Source organism: Sutcliffiella deserti, from assembly GCF_020037475.1.
Classification (GTDB): Bacteria; Bacillota; Bacilli; order Bacillales; family Bacillaceae_I; genus Sutcliffiella_A; species Sutcliffiella_A deserti.
The window spans coordinates 1-18,170 of the sequence record NZ_JAIQDB010000018.1 but is presented as its reverse complement, the minus strand read 5'-3'; the positions used below and the strand labels follow the sequence as shown (position 1 = coordinate 18,170).

Genomic DNA, 18,170 nt, shown 5'->3' with positions numbered 1-18,170 from the left:
TGGTCTTTTTTTGTGTTTCTGGGGCTAAATTAAGGAACTGAACTGAGAAGAAGGGGGGCGGAACAAGTCGGATGAATTATAGACTCTTTAAATTCCTATGGTAAAAAATGAGAGTTGTTAGTTGAATAGGATAATTGTTAGATGAATAGTACAAGGTTGTTAGATAAAATGAGAAAAATGTTAGATGGAATAGGTATAGTTGTTAGATGAATAAAGAAAAGTAGGATAAATAAGTGCTATAACCTACCTTTTTACTCAATATTGCAGATAAATCAACTCTATTTCACCATATGCTTTAAAAAAATACGAATTCCGCACGTTTTACCGTTCTCGAACTCTTCTCCTGTTATATTTAGACGATTTTCGCTATGATTGTTGCTTTTACGTAAGTTGGTACCACTCGTTCAATCTTTATTGTTTTGCTCTTTTCCTGTTTAACTTAAAAAGTTACTCTTCATTATGTACTGTGAATAAGAAAGAAAAAATTCAATTTCTGGTTTTTCACAGATTTTAATTTAGAGTCACGACAGACCTGCCATGCCGGGAACCAAATATTCAATAAACAGGCATTACATTCATTTAATTCTCTCCTGAATATATTGGGGAAATCGCGGGGCATACCAGCGTGCGAGGACAGGGACCGCCCGTTGGTATCATCCTTATACTGATATATGTTATTACACCTCAGGAGGACCGGGGGCCTTGGCGGGGTACACTTGTCCTTTCTACTCCCTGTCTTCTAAACCAAATGCTTTAAGCAAAAAATTATATAAATAGTAGGTCGTTTTTTCTGTTGTAAGGTTCAGAAACTCGGTGATTAGTGAGAGGTCACTACTGCTGAAGGTGTGCAGAAGTTCCCCCCACCATTCTGTTTCGTAACGGCAAATCATACTAAGATTGTATAACAAAAGATAATGTACCAAAACCTCAGGAAAATATTGAAACCGACTTTTGTCTCTGGGTATATATAGTAACTGTGTTGTTTTTTCATAAAATAGTGGGGAGTAACTTAAAGAATGGTTATTCTGAGTCCCACTAAAGGTGAATAGTTGTGCAGTATCATCTTCTGTTTCAAATTGGAATAAGGCTTTGCTTTGAAAATACTGGACAAATCTCTCCTTCGTCATTTTATAATCGTCTAATATAGTATAAGGTATATGGATGTGTCGATCAGAGGCAAGTCCGACCTTTAAAAAAGGTGCTTTATTTTTGGTAATTTTGATAGTAGATGCTAGTTCTGGAACGGAATAAAGTAGGTCTTTCATGGAGAATTTAGTGCCCTCCATTTGTTTCACATGGAACATTTTGTCGCTTATATGCGAGAATAGTCCATTTCTTTGTACTTTTACTTCATCCTGGAAAAATTCATAACTTTGTTTTTTTCTTTTTCTGGCAGATACGCCATGCGCCAGAACAGCTGTTGATTCTGGATAGAGCGGATCCACTGTTAGTAAACAAGCCTTAAGTAATTGGACCATTCCATAAAATAAAAGGACTGGCTTTATGGAAACTGGGGAATCATCCGCCTGGTTCAAATAGGTTAATCCGTGCTCAATATAGTAAATGAAGCCATACGTATTATTGTAGCTTTTTAATTCAGATCCCTCGAGCCCCTGTTGTTGGTAGGATGTTTTCAATAGTTTCTGAACGGTATCAACTGATTGAAAAGGTTGAAAGAGGTGTAGTTTTGAGTTTGCCATGAGTACGTCCACTTCCTTATTGGGTTCGTATTAACAAAATGTTTAGAAAAATCGAACATATAAAAGTATCCTTGACAGTATTTTGTCCAGTTGATACTCTACTATAAATATATTTGTGATTCTTTTTTGGAATGAAGGGGGAAGTTTTGTCATGTGGGAAAGTAAATTTGTTAAAGAGGGCTTAACATTCGATGATGTTTTATTAGTTCCAGCTAAATCTGAGGTACTACCTCGAGACGTGGATTTGAAGGTAAAGCTGACGGAAACGTTACAGTTGAATATTCCAATTATCAGTGCAGGAATGGATACAGTCACAGAGGCTGCGATGGCCATTGCGATGGCAAGGCAAGGCGGGTTGGGTATTATTCATAAAAATATGTCCATAGAGCAGCAAGCAGAGCAAGTGGATAAAGTAAAACGTTCGGAGAGGGGCGTCATTACGGACCCATTCTTTTTAACACCTGAACATCAAGTCTTTGATGCAGAGCATTTAATGGGAAAGTATAGGATTTCTGGTGTACCAATTGTAAATAACGAGTCGGAGCTTAAGCTGGTAGGCATTCTAACGAACCGAGATTTACGTTTTATCCAAGACTTCTCAATTCCTATTTCCGATGTCATGACAAAAGAAAATTTAGTTACTGCCCCTGTAGGGACCACTTTAACGGAGGCAGAAAGCATTTTGCAAAAATATAAAATAGAAAAACTTCCTCTTGTTAACGAGGAAGGCATCTTAAAAGGATTAATCACAATAAAAGATATCGAAAAGGTTATTGAGTTCCCACATTCCTCTAAAGATAGTCATGGCAGACTGTTAGTTGGCGCGGCAGTAGGTGTAACAGGTGATACGATGATTCGTGTGGAAAAATTGGTAGAAGCAAGTGTAGATGCCATTGTTGTAGATACAGCGCACGGACATTCACAAGGCGTTTTAGATACGGTTAGAAAGTTAAGAGATAAATACCCCGAATTAAATATTATTGCAGGAAATGTTGCAACTGCTGAAGCGACAAGAGATCTTATTGAAGCAGGAGCAAATGTTATAAAAGTAGGAATTGGACCGGGGTCTATATGTACCACTCGTGTGGTGGCAGGAGTTGGTGTACCGCAAATAACAGCAGTTTACGATTGTGCTACGGAAGCTCGTAAGCATGGCGTTTCGATTATTGCGGACGGAGGCATTAAATATTCCGGTGATATTGTGAAAGCACTAGCTGCCGGTGGACATGCTGTAATGCTTGGAAGCATGCTAGGGGGAGTAACGGAAAGCCCTGGTGACACCGAGATATTCCAAGGAAGAAGATTTAAAGTATATCGCGGAATGGGTTCTGTAGCTGCAATGGAAAAAGGAAGTAAGGATCGCTATTTTCAAGAAGATAATAAGAAGTTCGTTCCTGAAGGAATTGAAGGAAGAATCCCTTATAAAGGACCTGTTGCCGATACAATTTATCAACTAGTCGGAGGACTTCGTTCGGGAATGGGATACTGTGGAACAAAGGACCTGATTAGTTTAAGAGAAAATGCTCAGTTTGTAAAAATGACTGGAGCAGGCCTTCGTGAAAGTCATCCTCATGATGTTCAAATTACGAAGGAATCTCCCAACTATTCCATATCGTAACAGAAATTTAGGCAGTAAGTCATAGATGTGACAGAGAAAGGAATACGACTTTCTCTGTCTATTTTTTTTGAAGATAGTGTGATAAAATAACGACTATGTGAAAAATTTTTTGGAGGGTACCAGACTGTGAGAAAAAATTATCTTCAACGCTTTATTGCTAGTTTATTGGCCATTACACTATTAACCACGGTTTTATCAATACAAGAAGTACAAGCAGAGGAAGAAGATCATTTAAATATTAATGCGGAAGCGGCATTATTGCTTGAACAAAGTACAGGAAAAATTATTTACCAAAAGAATATCGATACAGTACTTGGAATTGCAAGTATGACGAAAATGATGACAGAATACCTTATTCTTGAAGCTGTAAGTGAGGGCAGACTAGAATGGGATGATCAGTATAATGTAACAGAATATGTGCACACCATTTCTCAAGACACAAGTTTGTCTAATGTACATTTGCGTAGAGACGGTACTTATAATGCAAAAGAACTTTATGAAGCAATGGCTATTTATTCAGCAAATGCAGCAACCATTGCTTTGTCAGAGATGGTTGCTGGTTCCGAGTCGAATTTTGTTGTTATGATGAATGAAAAGGCGGAAGAATTAGGCTTAGAAGACTATAAATTTGTTAATACTACTGGATTAAACAATGCTGATCTATACGGAATGCATCCAGATGGTACGGCAAGTGACGAAGAAAATGTCATGTCTGCCCGTGCTACTGCTAAATTAGCTTATCATCTTTTGAAAGATTTCCCTGAGCTTCTTGATACATCGAGCATTGCGAAACAATCGTTCAGAGAAGGTACAGAAGATCAAATTGATATGTCCAACTGGAACTGGATGATCCCTACACTAATTAAGGGATATGAAGGAGTCGACGGTATTAAAACCGGATTTACGGACTTTGCAGGCTATTCTTTTACAGGTACCGTTGAAAGAGACGGCATGCGTTTTATTTCCGTGGTAATGAATGCAAAAAATGAAAATGGACAACCAGATGTAGAAGCTCGTTTTGATGAGACAAGAAAGCTTTTTGATTATGGTTTTACAAATTTCTCTGTGCAAGAGATATTCCCTGCAAATTATAAAATTGATGAAAATTCTAATTTGAAAGTAGTAAAAGGGAAAGAGAAAAATGTAGAAATTGAAACGAATGAAGCACTAACGGTACTTGTTAAACGTGGGGAAGAAGAGAATTTCGAACCATTATATGTTTTTGATGAAGAAGTTGTAAACGAAGATAAGGAAATCACAGCTCCAGTAGAAGAAGGACAAAGAGTTGGTTACATGACAGTAGAGTATACTGGAGAAAATGACCAGGGCTATTTGTTTGATAATGGGGAAGCAGGAACTCAAACAGATATAGTGACAACAGATAGTGTCGAAAAGGCGAACTGGTTTGTTTTATCGATGAGAGGAATTGGTGGTTTCTTCGCAGATCTTTGGTCCACTATTGCTGGCGCAGTTAAAGGTTTGTTTTAATAGGTTACCGCGCATATTAACATATGGAAAAGCAACAGCGTGAGCCAAACAGCCACCGGTTAATTAGAAAAATGCGGAAGGACAGTGATTGTCTTTCTGCATTTTTTTGTTATGTCTAATTTTATTAGGATTTTTTAGCGAATTGATGTAAAATAAAGGACGTGTACGGAAATCATATGGATGAAGATCCATTTTAATTTAAGTGTTATATTCAGTCTACATATAGGGGGAATTAGGAAATGGGATTAACAGGTACTGATCGCGTAAAACGTGGTATGGCAGAAATGCAAAAAGGTGGCGTCATTATGGACGTTGTGAATGCAGAGCAAGCAAAAATCGCGGAGGAAGCTGGCGCAGTTGCGGTAATGGCTTTAGAGCGTGTTCCTGCTGATATTCGTGCAGCTGGTGGAGTAGCTCGTATGGCAGACCCAACAATTACTGAAGAAGTTATGAAGGCTGTCAGCATTCCGGTTATGGCTAAGGCTCGTATTGGTCATATTGTCGAAGCTCGCATTTTAGAAGCAATGGGTGTGGATTATATTGATGAGAGTGAAGTATTGACTCCTGCTGATGAAGAATATCATTTGGACAAGCGTCAGTATAAAGTACCATTCGTATGTGGATGCCGTGATCTTGGAGAAGCTGCGCGCCGTATTGGAGAAGGTGCTTCAATGCTTCGTACAAAAGGTGAACCTGGAACAGGAAACATTGTAGAAGCGGTTCGTCATATGCGTAAGGTCAATGCACAGGTTCGTAAAGTGGTGGGAATGAATGAAGATGAACTGATGACAGAAGCGAAGCTATTAGGCGCTCCATTCGAATTACTTCTTGAAATTAAACGTCTTGGCAAGCTGCCGGTAGTTAACTTTGCAGCTGGTGGAATTGCAACACCAGCAGATGCAGCATTAATGATGCAGATAGGTGCTGACGGGGTCTTTGTTGGATCAGGTATTTTCAAATCAGATAACCCTGCAAAATTCGCTCGTGCAATTGTTGAAGCTACGACTCATTATCAAGACTATGAATTGATTGCAAGCCTATCTAAAGGATTAGGCGCTGCTATGAAGGGTATCGAAATTTCTACCCTATTACCTGAAAATCGCATGCAAGAGCGTGGTTGGTAAGTAAAGGAGTTTTTATATATGGTAAAGGTTGGGGTCCTGGGACTTCAAGGTGCAGTTCGGGAACATGTTAGATCGATCGAAGCATCTGGAGCAGAGGCAATTGTAATAAAAAAAGCAGAACAGCTAACGGAAATTGATGGACTTATCATTCCTGGTGGAGAAAGCACGACGATGCGACGCTTGATTGACAAGTACTCCTTTATGGAGCCGTTGCGGGAATTTGGTGCAAGTGGAAAACCTGTTTTTGGTACGTGTGCTGGGCTTATTTTAATCGCGAAGCATATAGTAGGGTATGATGAGCCGCATCTGGCTTTAATGGATGCTACTGTTGAGCGTAACTCCTTTGGCCGGCAAGTGGATAGCTTTGAAGCGGAACTGACGATTGCAGGAATAGCAAATGATTTTGTAGGTGTGTTTATTCGTGCTCCACATATTGTGGAAGTCGGAGAAGACGTAGAAGTGCTATGTAAACACGATGGCCGTATTGTGGCAGCAAAACAAGGGAGATTCCTTGGTTGTTCCTTTCATCCAGAATTAACGGAGGACCACCGTATAACACAGTATTTTGTTAATATGGTGAAAGAGTCTAAGTAAATAGGTATAAAACTATTGCAAGTAAGAGAAACTTGTAGTAAATTATTGAACAATAAGAAAATATAGCTAATGTGTTGATAGGAAATAGTATCAGGTGTGCTTTTACTAAAGAGAGTCGGTGGGTGGTGTGAACCGATGTAAGTCACTTGAGAATCCCTCCTTGAGCAATGGACCGAATTGCCTTCTTAGGTATAGTAAGTCTTAATCGGTAAGATTATTACCGTTATCGAATGAAGTGGAAGAAGGCACGATTGTCTTTTTCAACAAGGGTGGCAACACGGGATATTAACTCTCGTCCCTAATTAGGGGACGGGGGTTTTTTGTGTTTTCTTTTAAAAAAAGGAGGTTATTAAGCATGTTGGAACTAAAATTACTAAGAGCAAATTTTGAAGAAATCAAAGGCAAGCTTCAACACCGTGGAGAAGACCTTACAGATTTGAATCGATTTGAGGAATTAGATAGCAGAAGAAGAGAACTGCTACTCCAAACAGAACAATTAAAGAGCAAAAGAAATGAAGTGTCTCAACAGATCGCTGTTTTAAAACGTGAAAAGCAGGATGCTGATCACTTGATAAAGGAAATGCGTGAGGTTGGAGATAAAGTAAAAACTTTCGATGATGAGTTAAGAGTGGTCGAGGAAACGTTAGAGCAATTACTTTTATCCATTCCGAACATTCCTCATGAAAGTGTTCCAGTAGGAGAAACAGAAGACGATAACATTGAAGTTCGCAAATGGGGAGAAGTGCCGGCCTTTGAATTTGAGGCAAAACCTCATTGGGACGTAGCAGGTGACCTTGGTATATTAGATTTTGAACGTGCTGGGAAGGTGACAGGGAGCCGCTTTGTCTTTTATCGTGGACTAGGCGCCAGATTGGAAAGAGCTCTGTTTAATTTCATGTTAGACCTACACGTGGATGAGCATGGCTATACGGAGGTACTGCCGCCTTACCTAGTTAATCGGGCAAGCATGACGGGTACCGGGCAATTGCCTAAATTTGAAGAAGATGCTTTTTTGATTGAAAAAGAGGATTATTTCTTAGTGCCAACTGCAGAAGTTCCTATTACCAACATGCATCGTGAAGAAATTTTACGTGCGGATCAGCTACCGATTAACTATGCAGCGTTTAGTGCATGTTTCCGTTCTGAAGCAGGTTCTGCTGGTCGTGATACTCGTGGACTTATAAGACAGCATCAGTTTAATAAAGTGGAGCTTGTGAAATTTGTAAAGCCTGAAGATTCTTATGAAGAGTTAGAAAAGCTGACAGCTCATGCGGAAAAAGTTCTTCAACTACTTGGTTTGCCATACCGCGTACTAAGCATGTGTACAGCCGATCTTGGTTTTACAGCGGCAAAGAAATATGACATAGAAGTGTGGATTCCAAGTGCAGACACCTACCGTGAGATTTCTTCTTGCAGTAACTTTGAGAGTTTCCAAGCTCGCCGGGCAAATATCCGCTTCCGTCGCGAGGCGAAAGGAAAGCCTGAACATGTGCATACGTTAAACGGTTCTGGTCTTGCTATTGGTCGAACAGTCGCTGCAATTATTGAGAACTATCAGCAAGCGGACGGTTCTGTGGTCATTCCTGAAGTACTTCGTCCATATATGGGTAATAAGGAAAGTATGACAAAATAGTGAACAATGGTCGGGTGGGGTGAAAAAACTCCACCCTTCTTTTAGATTTCGTTGACAAGCAGTTTTGAAATATGATATATTACTTTTTGTCGATNAGTATGACAAAATAGTGAACAATGGTCGGGTGGGGTGAAAAAACTCCACCCTTCTTTTAGATTTCGTTGACAAGCAGTTTTGAAATATGATATATTACTTTTTGTCGATACGGAGGAATACCCAAGTTTGGCTGAAGGGATCGGTCTTGAAAACCGACAGGGGTGTCAAAACCCGCGGGGGTTCGAATCCCTCTTCCTCCTCCATTGATTACTAAAAAGGTATTTTACCTTAAGCGCATAAATTGGAGTTTGTTCGTTACATTGGAGAAAGTAACGAATTTTTTATTGCCTTGGATGAAGCGACGTCATCTATTGCAATAAATAAGCCGCCTATTATAGGCGGCTTATTTTTTTAGCAAATATGATTGCTTCATATGATGAGATATTTTTTCGAGAATTGGTTCAATGGACTCGGAATTGCTTAAAACATCGTAGTCATTGATGTTCAAGCGTAAAACCGGACAAGCATGGAAATTATTGATCCATTTTTCATATCGCACATGCATTTCTTCCCAATAGGTAATCGGGGTTTGTTGCTCCATTGGACGTCCTCGTTCTTGAATTCTACCCAGGATGTCATCAAGACTCCCCTCTAAATAAATAAGTAAGTCCGGGTGAGGGAAATATGGTGTCATTACCATTGCCTCGAAAAGACTTGTGTACGTTTCATAATCCACCTTGGTCATTGTGCCTTTTTCATAATGCATGTTCGCAAAGATTCCTGTATCCTCATAAATGGAACGATCCTGTATGAATCCCCCACCGTATTCAAAAATTTTCTTTTGGTCTTTAAATCGTTCAGCTAAAAAGTATATTTGTAAATGAAAACTCCATCTTTCAAAATCGGCATAAAATTTATCCAAGTAAGGATTTGTATCAACTTTTTCAAAAGAAGTACGAAAGCCTAACGCATTAGCTAATGCATTTGTCATCGTGGATTTCCCGACACCTACAGTTCCTGCAATTGTAATAACAGAGTTGGAAGGGATGCCGTATTTTTCACGTAAAATCATGAGATATTAACTCCTTTTTTTAAGGTATCTTTTAATTGACTAAAGATACGCTGTAAATCATCTTCTCTTTGAACAAAATCTAGGTTATCACCGTTTAAGCGTATGATCGGAAGGGACGGGTACTGAGCTTCTAATCGATTCATTTCAGCATCATAATCTAAACAGAGCTGTTGAAGATAAAGTGGATCCATTTTCTTTTCAATATCCCTGCCACGCATGGCAATTCTACTTAATAGGGTATCAAGACTTGCATGTAAATAGATAATGACATTTGGTATTGGCATATCTGAGGTTAAAATATCATAAATTTGCATGTATTTATCACACTGCTTGTCCTTAAGGCTGCGCTTTGCGAAGATGAGGTTTTTCATAATGTGATAATCTGCTACTACAGGTTTCTCCTGCTGCAGGTGGTGACGATCAATATCTTCTAATTGCTTATATCTATTACACAGGAAAAACATTTCCGTTTGGAAACTCCATTCATCAATATCTTCATAGAATTTTCCCAGAAAAGGATTCTCGTCGACTATCTCTTTTAATAATTGATAGTGGAATTCCTCTGCAATTTTCTTTGCAAGAGAGGTTTTTCCAACACCAATAGGACCCTCCACCGTAATGAATGGCGTTGCTTGCATATCCTTGTCCCCCTTAACGAAACCGAACTTAACATCAATATTTTGACAGACAATAAACATTTTATCATAGATATAGTGAGTTTAGCTTTAGAAATTTATGAAAGTTATTTTCTTAATAAAGGAAATTAGTTGTTTTGAAAATAGTAAGGTAGATGTTTAACTCCCTGTTCCTTTCCGTTCCAGATATTCACTTTCGAGCCTCCTCGGCGTTGCCTGCGGGGTCTCCTGTCTACCGCTATCGCCCGCAGGAGTCAATCACCTGCCACTCCAATCCACAGGGTGAAGTTCTTTGTAGTTGAGGACCTTATCTACTTAGTTCATATTGGGAAGTTTATAGACGGAGGGCTTTTCCTGAAAATAGGTAAGGTGGATGTTTAACTCCTGTTCCTTTTCGTTCCAGGTGATTGCTTTCCGCGGGGCGGTGCAGGAGCCTCCTCGGCGTTGCCTGCGGGGTCTCCTGTCTACCGCTATCGCCCGCAGGAGTCAATCACCTGCCACTCCAATCCACAGGGTGAAGTTCTTTGTAGTTGAGGACCTTATCTACTTAGTTCATATTGGGAAGTTTATAGACGGAGGGCTTTTCCTGAAAATAGGTAAGGTGGATGTTTAACTCCTGTTCCTTTTCGTTCCAGGTGATTGCTTTCCGCGGGGCGGTGCAGGAGCCTCCTCGGCGTTGCCTGCGGGGTCTCCTGTCTACCGCTATCGCCCGCAGGAGTCAATCACCTGCCACTCCAATCCACAGGGTGAAGTTCTTTGTAGTTGAGGACCTTATCTACTTAGTTCATATTGGGAAGTTTATAGACGGAGGGCTTTTCCTGAAAATAGGTAAGGTGGATGTTTAACTCCTGTTCCTTTTCGTTCCAGGTGATTGCTTTCCGCGGGGCGGTGCAGGAGCCTCCTCGGCGTTGCCTGCGGGGTCTCCTGTCTACCGCTATCGCCCGCAGGAGTCAATCACCTGCCACTCCAATCCACAGGGTGAAGTTCTTTATAGTTGAGGGCCTTATCTACTTAATTCATATTGGAAGCTTCTAGATGGAGACTCTTGCGGGAGGTAGTGAAGGCCACTGAAAAACTGAAAACATATAGATTGGGTGGCTTCTAGCTGTGGATTGGAGCAAATGGCGTAGACTCCAGCGAGGAGGCTCAAGGTCGCCCCGCGGAAAGCGAAGCTATTTGCGGAAAGTAACAGCGGAGTTTAACTCAAACCTAAAATTATGTACTTTTTCAGCGGCTTCGAGGTAGTGATTAGGGGGGACCCCGCAGGTGTATGCCGAGGAGGCTCTCCAAGCACCACGCGGACGCGAAGCCTTTCGTGGAAATCAACAGCGGCTTTTTAACGATTTTCTAACTATGAAGTATCTAGCCTCAATAAAACGCTATAGTAAAAACTAAAAAAGAGACTGAAATAGTTCAGTCTCCTGCAAGCTATGCGTAGGTTCTATTTTCCCGCTCGGTTGGATTTTTTACTACATTAAAATTTTCGCCTATGAGTAGCCAGTTTTGCGGAAAAGGAAGCCCGAGTTTCCAGTAGCTGATTCCACGAAGGTTTAATTCTTTAAGTAGGTCAAATTTCGCCTGGATCGACCTTGCATCCTCAAACCACACCTTATGAGAATTACCTTCTGCGTCTACATAATCAAAATGGGGGGCCTGCGCATTTGTATCATACTGAATCGCCACATTGTTGTCTGCTGCAAGCTGAATGGCGGCTTGAGGGCTGACCGCCTTCGCAAACTCTCCACCTGGTGTAAAAGGTAATGTCCAATCATATCCATAAAGATTTTGCCCCATCATAATTTTGTTTCCAGGCATTTCGCTTAAGGCATATTCTAATACCTCTCTTACAGGACCGATAGGAGATACCGCCATTGGTGGTCCTCCGGAATATCCCCATTCATAGGTCATGACTATAACAAAGTCTACAATTTCACCGTGTGCCTGATAATCATGAGCTTCATACCATTTCCCTTCTTGATCTGCTGACGTTTTAGGTGCTAAGGCCGTAGAAATGAGCCATCCTTCTTGCTTGAATCGATCACGAGCCTTTATTAAAAAGCGATTATATGCTTCTTTATCCTCTGGACGTAAATATTCGAAATCAAAATGAATGTCTTTGAAATTGTATTTTTTTGCAGTTTCTACAATATTATCAAGAAGTCTATCTTGAACAGCCTTTACCGTTAAAATAATTCTACCAAGTTCATCGCTAAAGCTACCTTCTTCAAGATTGGTCAGCACCATCATGAGCGTGACGTCGTTCTGCTCGGCAATTTGAGGAAGCGTATCTAAAGGTGGCTCTTTAAGTGAGCCATCTCGCAAAACGCCAAAACTAAAGGGAGCCAAATAAGTAAGGTAAGGTGCCGTATTTCTTGCGCTTTGAATGAGCGTTGGAGATACCTCGTTCCCTCTCGGTTCAATATAGGCATTAATTTCTGCATCACGCTTTGGTTGGGGAGGAATATAGAGACGCAATCCGATCCTCAAAGGCTGAGTGATATTTAGCTGATTAATCTCAGCGAGCCTTTGTGGGGTAGTGTTATATCGATTCGCAATGGACCAGAGGGAATCTCCCTGTTGTACAAAATAAAAACGGCCCACAATCGGGATGACTAAGGCTTGCCCAACCACGAGATTATTCGGGTTAGGTACATCGTTTGCTTCAATAATTTCCGCTGGGGTTGTGCTATAGGCTTGTGCAATTCCAGTAATAGTTTGTCCTTCTCGTACGACATGAATTTGCATGGTTCGTCCCTCCTCATCTTATTCCTTTATCAATGTATGAGCAAAAGGAAGGAAACATGAGTGGAACTCACATCTTGTTGAGAATTTCGTCAGTGTGATATATAGAAGCTTTCAATACCTTTTCCATCATTGTAATGGCATACTCATTATCCGCGTCATCGGTTGATACGATAGCATCTCGAGGAATGATAAGCTTTAATTCCCGCATATAGGCGTCGTTTGCGGTAAAGAGGACACAGATATTTCCCGCTATCCCGGTAAGAATGATATTTTTTACATTAAGTTGGGACAGTAATGTATGTAAGGCTGTACCGAAAAATGCAGAATGCTTTGGTTTTATTAAAAAATAATCATCTTTTTCGGGACGTAGGGTCTTGATGATTGCTTCGCTCAAGTGGTTGGTGCACTTTTCTATAATTTTATTATAGTCGGCTTGCCAGAGCTTATAATGATCATTTATATAAATAATAGGAAGATTCTTGCTGTTCATATACTCCTTGAGCTTCATTATATTTGGGGAAATGGCTTCGGTCTTACTTGCTAATGTTTTCCCGTGCTTAAATTGAAAATCATTGATAATATCAATTATAAGTAAAGCTGTATGCTCCACATTATTCACCTCCTAACGGTTAGTGTATGGAACTTTCGACTAGAATATAATGGAGCTTGCGCAAGAAAGGAACCAAATCTATGCAACCATCAGTGGATGAAAAGTTTATGAGACTCGCAATTAGGGAGGCACAGAAAGCAGAGGGCTTAGCAGAAGTGCCGATAGGAGCGGTATTAGTAAAGGATGGAATCGTGCTTGCCCGAGGCCATAACCTAAGAGAAACAACGCAAAGATCTCTCACACATGCAGAAATACTCGCAATTGATGAGGGATGCAAAAATTTAGGCACATGGAGATTAGAGGATACTACCCTTTATGTTACATTAGAGCCATGTCCGATGTGTGCAGGGGCAATTATACTGTCTCGTGTCAAGAAGGTGGTATATGGTGCAAAAGACCCGAAAGCAGGCTGTGCCGGAACACTGATGAATCTCTTGAATGACTCCCGTTTTAACCACCAAACAGAAGTGGTGAGTGGAGTTTTAGAAGAGGAGTGCGGGATGCTGCTCTCTGATTTCTTTAGGAAGCTGCGTAAAGAAAAGAAGAAAAGTAAAAGTATCTCTAAGTCAGAGTCCTAATATTTTACAGGTTATTAAGGTTGCATTTTTTTCTTCTACCCTTTATACTAAATTATGCGTCGGACAAATAGACGCACTAACCTATTGGTTTTAATTTTGTCGTGCTAAGCGGGGAGGTAGCGGTGCCCTGTACTCGCAATCCGCTCTAGCGAGGCTGAATCCCTTCTCGAGGTTAGCAGGCTGTAGGGTCTGCCTTAAGTAAGTGGTGTTGACACCTGGGTCCTGCGCAATGGGAACCCGTGAACCATGTCAGGTCCGGAAGGAAGCAGCATTAAGCGGACTCTCTCATGTGCCGCAGGGTTGCCTGGGTCGAGCTAACTGCTTAAGTAACGCTTATGGTGGCTAATCGACGGAAGGTGCACGGCAGTTATAATAGTTAATCAAACTCACTCTATCTGATAGGGTGAGTTTTTATGTGCTTTCTAATTAAATTAGTTTTAGTTTGCTTTTGAAATTCACTGCTCTCATACGGTATAATAAATAGGAGAAGATAGAAGGAGGGCACATTGGTGGCATATCAAGCTTTATATCGTGTTTTTCGACCCCAGCTATTTGAAGATGTTGTGGGACAAGAGCATATAACCCAAACCTTACAAAACGCCCTGCTTCAGCAAAAGTTCTCTCATGCCTATTTGTTTTCAGGCCCAAGAGGAACCGGAAAAACAAGTGCGGCAAAAATACTAGCCAAAGCAGTAAACTGTGAACACTCTCCAATTGCAGAGCCTTGTAATGAGTGCCCTTCGTGTAAAGGAATTACGAACGGATCTATTTCGGATGTTATGGAAATTGATGCAGCCTCCAATAATGGAGTAGATGAAATTCGAGATATCCGCGATAAAGTGAAATATGCACCAAGCGCTGTGAAGTATAAAGTATATATTATAGATGAAGTACATATGCTTTCTATCGGAGCTTTCAATGCCTTATTAAAAACGTTAGAAGAGCCTCCTAAACATGTAATCTTTATACTAGCCACAACAGAGCCTCACAAAATTCCATTGACCATCATCTCGCGTTGCCAGCGTTTTGATTTCAGAAGAATTACTGCGGAATCCATCGTTGGCAGATTAGAGACAGTTCTTCATGCACAAGGCATAGAAAGTGAATCACAGGCCTTGGCAGTTATAGCGAGAGCAGCAGAGGGAGGAATGCGGGATGCCTTGAGCTTAATGGATCAAGCTATTTCCTTTAGCGACGGCAATCTTACGGTTCAAGACGCCCTTTCTATTACGGGCTCTGTTTCCCAAACATTTATAACAGAGTTGGTACATGCACTTCATCAAAAAAATGTCTCAGAAGCACTAGCCTCCTTAAATGATGTTTTTCAATCTGGAAAGGACCCAGCTAGATTTCTTGAGGATCTAATTTTCTATTACCGGGATATGCTACTCTTTAAAACCGCTCCAAATCTTGAACACATCCTTGATCGGGTGCAGGTGGATGGGAGTTTTAAAACCTTTGCGGGGGAAATTCCTTCGGAAACAATTTATGAAACAATTGATATTCTGAATAAAAGTCAACAAGAAATGAAGTGGACCAATCATCCACGCATATATTTGGAAGTAGCAATTGTCAAACTTTGTCAGCTGGAGAAATCTACTAACCAATCTGCTGATCAGGACCAAGTCAACGTACTAATGAAAAAGATCACCTTCCTTGAAAACAAGGTTAAAGAAATTTCCGCCAATAAACAGGCGGATACAACTAATGCTTCTACCACACCCAAAGCTCCACCCCGATCTCCGGGTGGATCCAGAAGTGGATTCAAAACAGCTGTAGGGCGAATTCAAGAAGTGTTAAGACAAGCAACCAGAGAAGATCTGGAAAGCATCAAAAGCAAATGGGCTCAGTTATTAGAGATGTTAAGAAAGCAAAATAAAGTGTCTCATGCTGCCTTATTAACAGATAGTGAACCGGTTGCTGCGTCCAATCAGGCTTTTGTGTTAAAATTCAAGTATGAGATTCACTGCAAAATGGCATCAGATGATCAAGTAAAACAAAATCTGGAGCAAATTCTGCTCGAACTTACCGAAAAGTCTTTCGACATGTTAGCTGTTCCTGAACAAGAATGGCAACACATTAGGGAAGAATTCATTCGCGGACAGAAAGATGAAACGGAGGGAGACCAAAAGGAAGAGGATCCCTTAGTGGAAGAAGCGAAAAAGCTGGTAGGAACTGAATTGATAGAAATAAAAGAATAAGCAATGTCAAAGGCTATTAACTGTACTTAGCTGGTGACTGGTATGAATAGCGATGTTTATCAATGCTAAATAATAAATTTGAAACTAATTGGAGGAATGAACAATGCGTGGTGGCGGAATGGGTAACATGCAAAAAATGATGAAACAAATGCAAAAGATGCAAAAGGATATGGCGAAAGCACAAGAAGAGTTAGCTGAAAAAACAATGGAAGGTACTGCTGGCGGTGGCATGGTAACTGTCATCGTTAATGGTCAAAAAGAAGTGATTGAAGTAAACATTAAAGAAGAAGTAGTAGATCCTGAAGATATCGAAATGCTACAAGACTTAGTACTGGCTGCAACAAATGATGCCTTAAAGAAAATGGATGAATTGACTAATGATACAATGGGGCAATTCACCAAAGGGATGAACATGCCAGGACTTTTCTAGGAGGACCTTTATGCACTATCCTGAGCCTATATCGAAGCTGATCGACAGCTTTATGAAATTGCCAGGTATCGGCCCTAAAACGGCCGCTCGTCTGGCTTTTTTCATATTAAATATGAAAGAAGATACTGTTCTAGATTTCGCAAAAGCTTTAGTTAATGCCAAAAGAAATTTATCTTACTGTTCTGTATGCGGACATATTACCGATAAAGACCCCTGTTATATCTGTGAGGATGATCGAAGAGATCGCACAATCATTTGCGTCATTCAGGAAACCAAAGATGTAATTGCGATGGAAAAGATGAAAGACTATAACGGATTGTATCATGTACTTCACGGAGCAATTTCGCCTATGGATGGCATCGGACCTGAAGATATCAAAATACCTGAACTTATTAAACGATTGCAAGATGACGTAGTGCAGGAATTGATTCTTGCTACAAACCCAAATATCGAGGGAGAAGCAACGGCGATGTATCTTTCAAGACTCCTTAAACCAACGGGGATAAAGATGACGCGTATCGCACACGGTCTTCCTGTTGGTGGAGATCTGGAATACGCAGATGAAGTAACTCTTTCAAGAGCTCTTGAAGGAAGAAGAGAAATCTAAAACTAGTACTAACTAAAAGGGGCCATTCAAACCTATGTTTTTTCGGAAAAAAGACCGTTTGAAAAAACAGTTCGATACTAAGCTAATGGAAGCAACCGAATCTTGCAAAAGTCGTTGGACTAAACAAAAATACCTCGTTGAAAAAAGCCTGGAACCATCCGAAGAGGTTATATGTCAATTGAAAATGGCAGAAGCCAAGTACCTATTTTTGTTAAGAGAGGTACGCACGAGAATGGTAGGAAAATAGCGAAGGGAGACTCCTTCGCTATTTTTTTTATTTATTGTTTGGCTCTGTTAGTGTTGTGTGTTGCCAATAAGGCTATTCTAGCGATGAATGGAGCAAAAGGCGTAGACTCCAGAACGACCCGTGGACCGCGTAGCCTTTGTGGTAATCAACAGCGGCGTTTAACACAGTCTATTGTAAAAAAATCCAAACAGCTTAAATCTTCTTGGTGTGTTCTTAAATTCAAACTGGAACATACATTATATTATAGACAAGCTTGATAGGAGGGGTAAGTTTGGAGCCTTTAATTGTCATAGGAGTAATAGGGGGTTTGATTCTTTTAGTATTAATAGTAGGAACGCCTCTAAAACCATTTAAATTTTTAGGGCAAGCAGCCATTAAAATAATGATAGGAGCCCTTTTTCTATTTTTTCTTAATGCTTTCGGTAATTCGATAGGTATTCATGTACCAATTAATTTTGCGACTTCAGCTGTTTCTGGTTTATTAGGTATCCCAGGGGTAGCGGCTTTGGTGATTATTCAGATGTATATTATTTAGGTTCTCTCCGAAAACAAATTGGCTTTGATCGTGAGTTTTTCATTATTTTCATCCTGATAAAATAACCATCATCCATTTAAAATATATTACTAAGGGTTCCTCTGAAGAAAGAGGAATTTTTTTATTGTTTTTTATTGACTTTATAACGAGAAAAATGGTATATTAGTTTCTGTTGTCACGAAAGATAACAAATCAGCCTTAATTGGTTATTTAAAAAGTTATTGACGTGATACAAACTGTATGGTATTATAAGAAAGTCGCTTCGAGAGAACGACTAAAAAAGTTCTTTGAAAACTAAACAAAACAACAGCGTCTAC

The 18,170-nt window shown here is 40.2% G+C and carries 16 protein-coding genes, 1 tRNA gene, 1 other RNA gene and 1 other annotated feature; of the genes, 13 read left to right on the top strand and 5 right to left on the bottom strand.

Translation table 11 applies throughout. The features are described 5' to 3' along the window. Positions 1-725: 725 nt before the first annotated feature. Positions 726-1,700, bottom strand: a complete 975-nt coding sequence (locus tag K9B36_RS16725) for a YaaC family protein (RefSeq protein ID WP_223703604.1) — start codon at positions 1,698-1,700, stop codon at positions 726-728. A gap of 151 nt (positions 1,701-1,851) precedes the next feature. Between K9B36_RS16725 and guaB the strand changes: the two genes are divergently transcribed. From guaB to K9B36_RS16695, 6 genes are all read left to right on the top strand, one after another. Continuing rightward, on the top strand, positions 1,852-3,318 hold the full coding sequence (gene guaB / locus K9B36_RS16720; RefSeq protein ID WP_223703602.1) for an IMP dehydrogenase: 1,467 nt from the start codon (positions 1,852-1,854) through the stop codon (positions 3,316-3,318). 126 nt (positions 3,319-3,444) lie between these two features. Further along, on the top strand, positions 3,445-4,806 hold the full coding sequence (locus K9B36_RS16715; RefSeq protein WP_223703601.1) for a D-alanyl-D-alanine carboxypeptidase family protein: 1,362 nt from the start codon (positions 3,445-3,447) through the stop codon (positions 4,804-4,806). A 239-nt stretch (positions 4,807-5,045) separates the two neighbouring features. Further along, a complete protein-coding gene (gene pdxS, locus K9B36_RS16710; protein WP_223703599.1) occupies positions 5,046-5,930 on the top strand; it encodes a pyridoxal 5'-phosphate synthase lyase subunit PdxS in 885 nt (294 codons plus the stop codon). An 18-nt stretch (positions 5,931-5,948) separates the two neighbouring features. Next, the gene (pdxT, locus tag K9B36_RS16705) at positions 5,949-6,524 is read left to right on the top strand and encodes a pyridoxal 5'-phosphate synthase glutaminase subunit PdxT (RefSeq protein ID WP_223703598.1); all 576 of its coding nucleotides are present in this window, start codon (positions 5,949-5,951) and stop codon (positions 6,522-6,524) included. Positions 6,525-6,589: 65 nt separating this feature from the next. After that, positions 6,590-6,827: a binding site (T-box leader), on the top strand. A gap of 52 nt (positions 6,828-6,879) precedes the next feature. Continuing rightward, the gene (gene serS / locus K9B36_RS16700) at positions 6,880-8,157 is read left to right on the top strand and encodes a serine--tRNA ligase (protein WP_223703597.1); all 1,278 of its coding nucleotides are present in this window, start codon (positions 6,880-6,882) and stop codon (positions 8,155-8,157) included. Positions 8,158-8,363: 206 nt separating this feature from the next. Then, positions 8,364-8,456, top strand: a tRNA-Ser gene (locus K9B36_RS16695). A gap of 140 nt (positions 8,457-8,596) precedes the next feature. Here the strand turns inward: K9B36_RS16695 and K9B36_RS16690 are convergent. From K9B36_RS16690 to K9B36_RS16675, 4 genes are all read right to left on the bottom strand, one after another. Then, positions 8,597-9,265 (bottom strand): deoxynucleoside kinase, encoded by a 669-nt coding sequence (locus K9B36_RS16690; protein WP_223703596.1) that lies wholly within the window; start codon positions 9,263-9,265, stop codon positions 8,597-8,599. Beyond that, complete coding sequence (locus K9B36_RS16685; protein ID WP_223703595.1) at positions 9,262-9,903, bottom strand: deoxynucleoside kinase; 642 nt, start codon at positions 9,901-9,903, stop codon at positions 9,262-9,264. The genes K9B36_RS16690 and K9B36_RS16685 overlap by 4 nt, the downstream gene beginning before the upstream one ends. Before the next feature lie 1,425 nt (positions 9,904-11,328). Further along, positions 11,329-12,645, bottom strand: a complete 1,317-nt coding sequence (locus K9B36_RS16680) for a glycoside hydrolase family 18 protein (RefSeq protein WP_223703594.1) — start codon at positions 12,643-12,645, stop codon at positions 11,329-11,331. A 67-nt stretch (positions 12,646-12,712) separates the two neighbouring features. After that, positions 12,713-13,255 (bottom strand): cysteine hydrolase family protein, encoded by a 543-nt coding sequence (locus K9B36_RS16675; protein WP_399202138.1) that lies wholly within the window; start codon positions 13,253-13,255, stop codon positions 12,713-12,715. Positions 13,256-13,335: 80 nt separating this feature from the next. Here K9B36_RS16675 and tadA point away from each other — a divergent pair, with 80 nt between their 5' ends. From tadA to K9B36_RS16640, 7 genes are all read left to right on the top strand, one after another. Beyond that, positions 13,336-13,833 (top strand): tRNA adenosine(34) deaminase TadA, encoded by a 498-nt coding sequence (tadA, locus tag K9B36_RS16670; RefSeq protein ID WP_223703592.1) that lies wholly within the window; start codon positions 13,336-13,338, stop codon positions 13,831-13,833. A 99-nt stretch (positions 13,834-13,932) separates the two neighbouring features. Beyond that, positions 13,933-14,197: signal recognition particle sRNA large type (gene ffs, locus K9B36_RS16665), an RNA gene on the top strand. Between the two features lie 145 nt (positions 14,198-14,342). Next, positions 14,343-16,034 (top strand): DNA polymerase III subunit gamma/tau, encoded by a 1,692-nt coding sequence (gene dnaX / locus K9B36_RS16660; protein ID WP_223703591.1) that lies wholly within the window; start codon positions 14,343-14,345, stop codon positions 16,032-16,034. Positions 16,035-16,137: 103 nt separating this feature from the next. Further along, a complete protein-coding gene (locus K9B36_RS16655) occupies positions 16,138-16,464 on the top strand; it encodes a YbaB/EbfC family nucleoid-associated protein (RefSeq protein ID WP_223703590.1) in 327 nt (108 codons plus the stop codon). 10 nt (positions 16,465-16,474) lie between these two features. Beyond that, positions 16,475-17,071, top strand: coding sequence for a recombination mediator RecR (gene recR, locus K9B36_RS16650; protein WP_223703588.1), 597 nt, complete (start codon positions 16,475-16,477; stop codon positions 17,069-17,071). Positions 17,072-17,105: 34 nt separating this feature from the next. After that, positions 17,106-17,318 carry a YaaL family protein gene (locus K9B36_RS16645; protein ID WP_223703586.1) on the top strand — a complete coding sequence of 71 codons (213 nt, stop codon included), beginning with the start codon at positions 17,106-17,108 and terminating at the stop codon, positions 17,316-17,318. Between the two features lie 271 nt (positions 17,319-17,589). Continuing rightward, on the top strand, positions 17,590-17,853 hold the full coding sequence (locus K9B36_RS16640) for a pro-sigmaK processing inhibitor BofA family protein (protein WP_223703584.1): 264 nt from the start codon (positions 17,590-17,592) through the stop codon (positions 17,851-17,853). The last annotated feature ends 317 nt before the right edge of the window (positions 17,854-18,170 follow it).

What these genes read in the sequence shown, in the direction of transcription:
- K9B36_RS16725 (WP_223703604.1), bottom strand. Translation starts at nt 1,700, where the DNA reads ATGGCAAACTCAAAACTACACCTCTTTCAACCTTTTCAATCAGTTGAT.
- guaB (WP_223703602.1), top strand. Translation starts at nt 1,852, where the DNA reads ATGTGGGAAAGTAAATTTGTTAAAGAGGGCTTAACATTCGATGATGTT.
- pdxS (WP_223703599.1), top strand. Translation starts at nt 5,046, where the DNA reads ATGGGATTAACAGGTACTGATCGCGTAAAACGTGGTATGGCAGAAATG.
- pdxT (WP_223703598.1), top strand. Translation starts at nt 5,949, where the DNA reads ATGGTAAAGGTTGGGGTCCTGGGACTTCAAGGTGCAGTTCGGGAACAT.
- serS (WP_223703597.1), top strand. Translation starts at nt 6,880, where the DNA reads ATGTTGGAACTAAAATTACTAAGAGCAAATTTTGAAGAAATCAAAGGC.
- K9B36_RS16690 (WP_223703596.1), bottom strand. Translation starts at nt 9,265, where the DNA reads ATGATTTTACGTGAAAAATACGGCATCCCTTCCAACTCTGTTATTACA.
- K9B36_RS16685 (WP_223703595.1), bottom strand. Translation starts at nt 9,903, where the DNA reads ATGCAAGCAACGCCATTCATTACGGTGGAGGGTCCTATTGGTGTTGGA.
- K9B36_RS16680 (WP_223703594.1), bottom strand. Translation starts at nt 12,645, where the DNA reads ATGCAAATTCATGTCGTACGAGAAGGACAAACTATTACTGGAATTGCA.
- tadA (WP_223703592.1), top strand. Translation starts at nt 13,336, where the DNA reads ATGCAACCATCAGTGGATGAAAAGTTTATGAGACTCGCAATTAGGGAG.
- K9B36_RS16655 (WP_223703590.1), top strand. Translation starts at nt 16,138, where the DNA reads ATGCGTGGTGGCGGAATGGGTAACATGCAAAAAATGATGAAACAAATG.
- recR (WP_223703588.1), top strand. Translation starts at nt 16,475, where the DNA reads ATGCACTATCCTGAGCCTATATCGAAGCTGATCGACAGCTTTATGAAA.
- K9B36_RS16645 (WP_223703586.1), top strand. Translation starts at nt 17,106, where the DNA reads ATGTTTTTTCGGAAAAAAGACCGTTTGAAAAAACAGTTCGATACTAAG.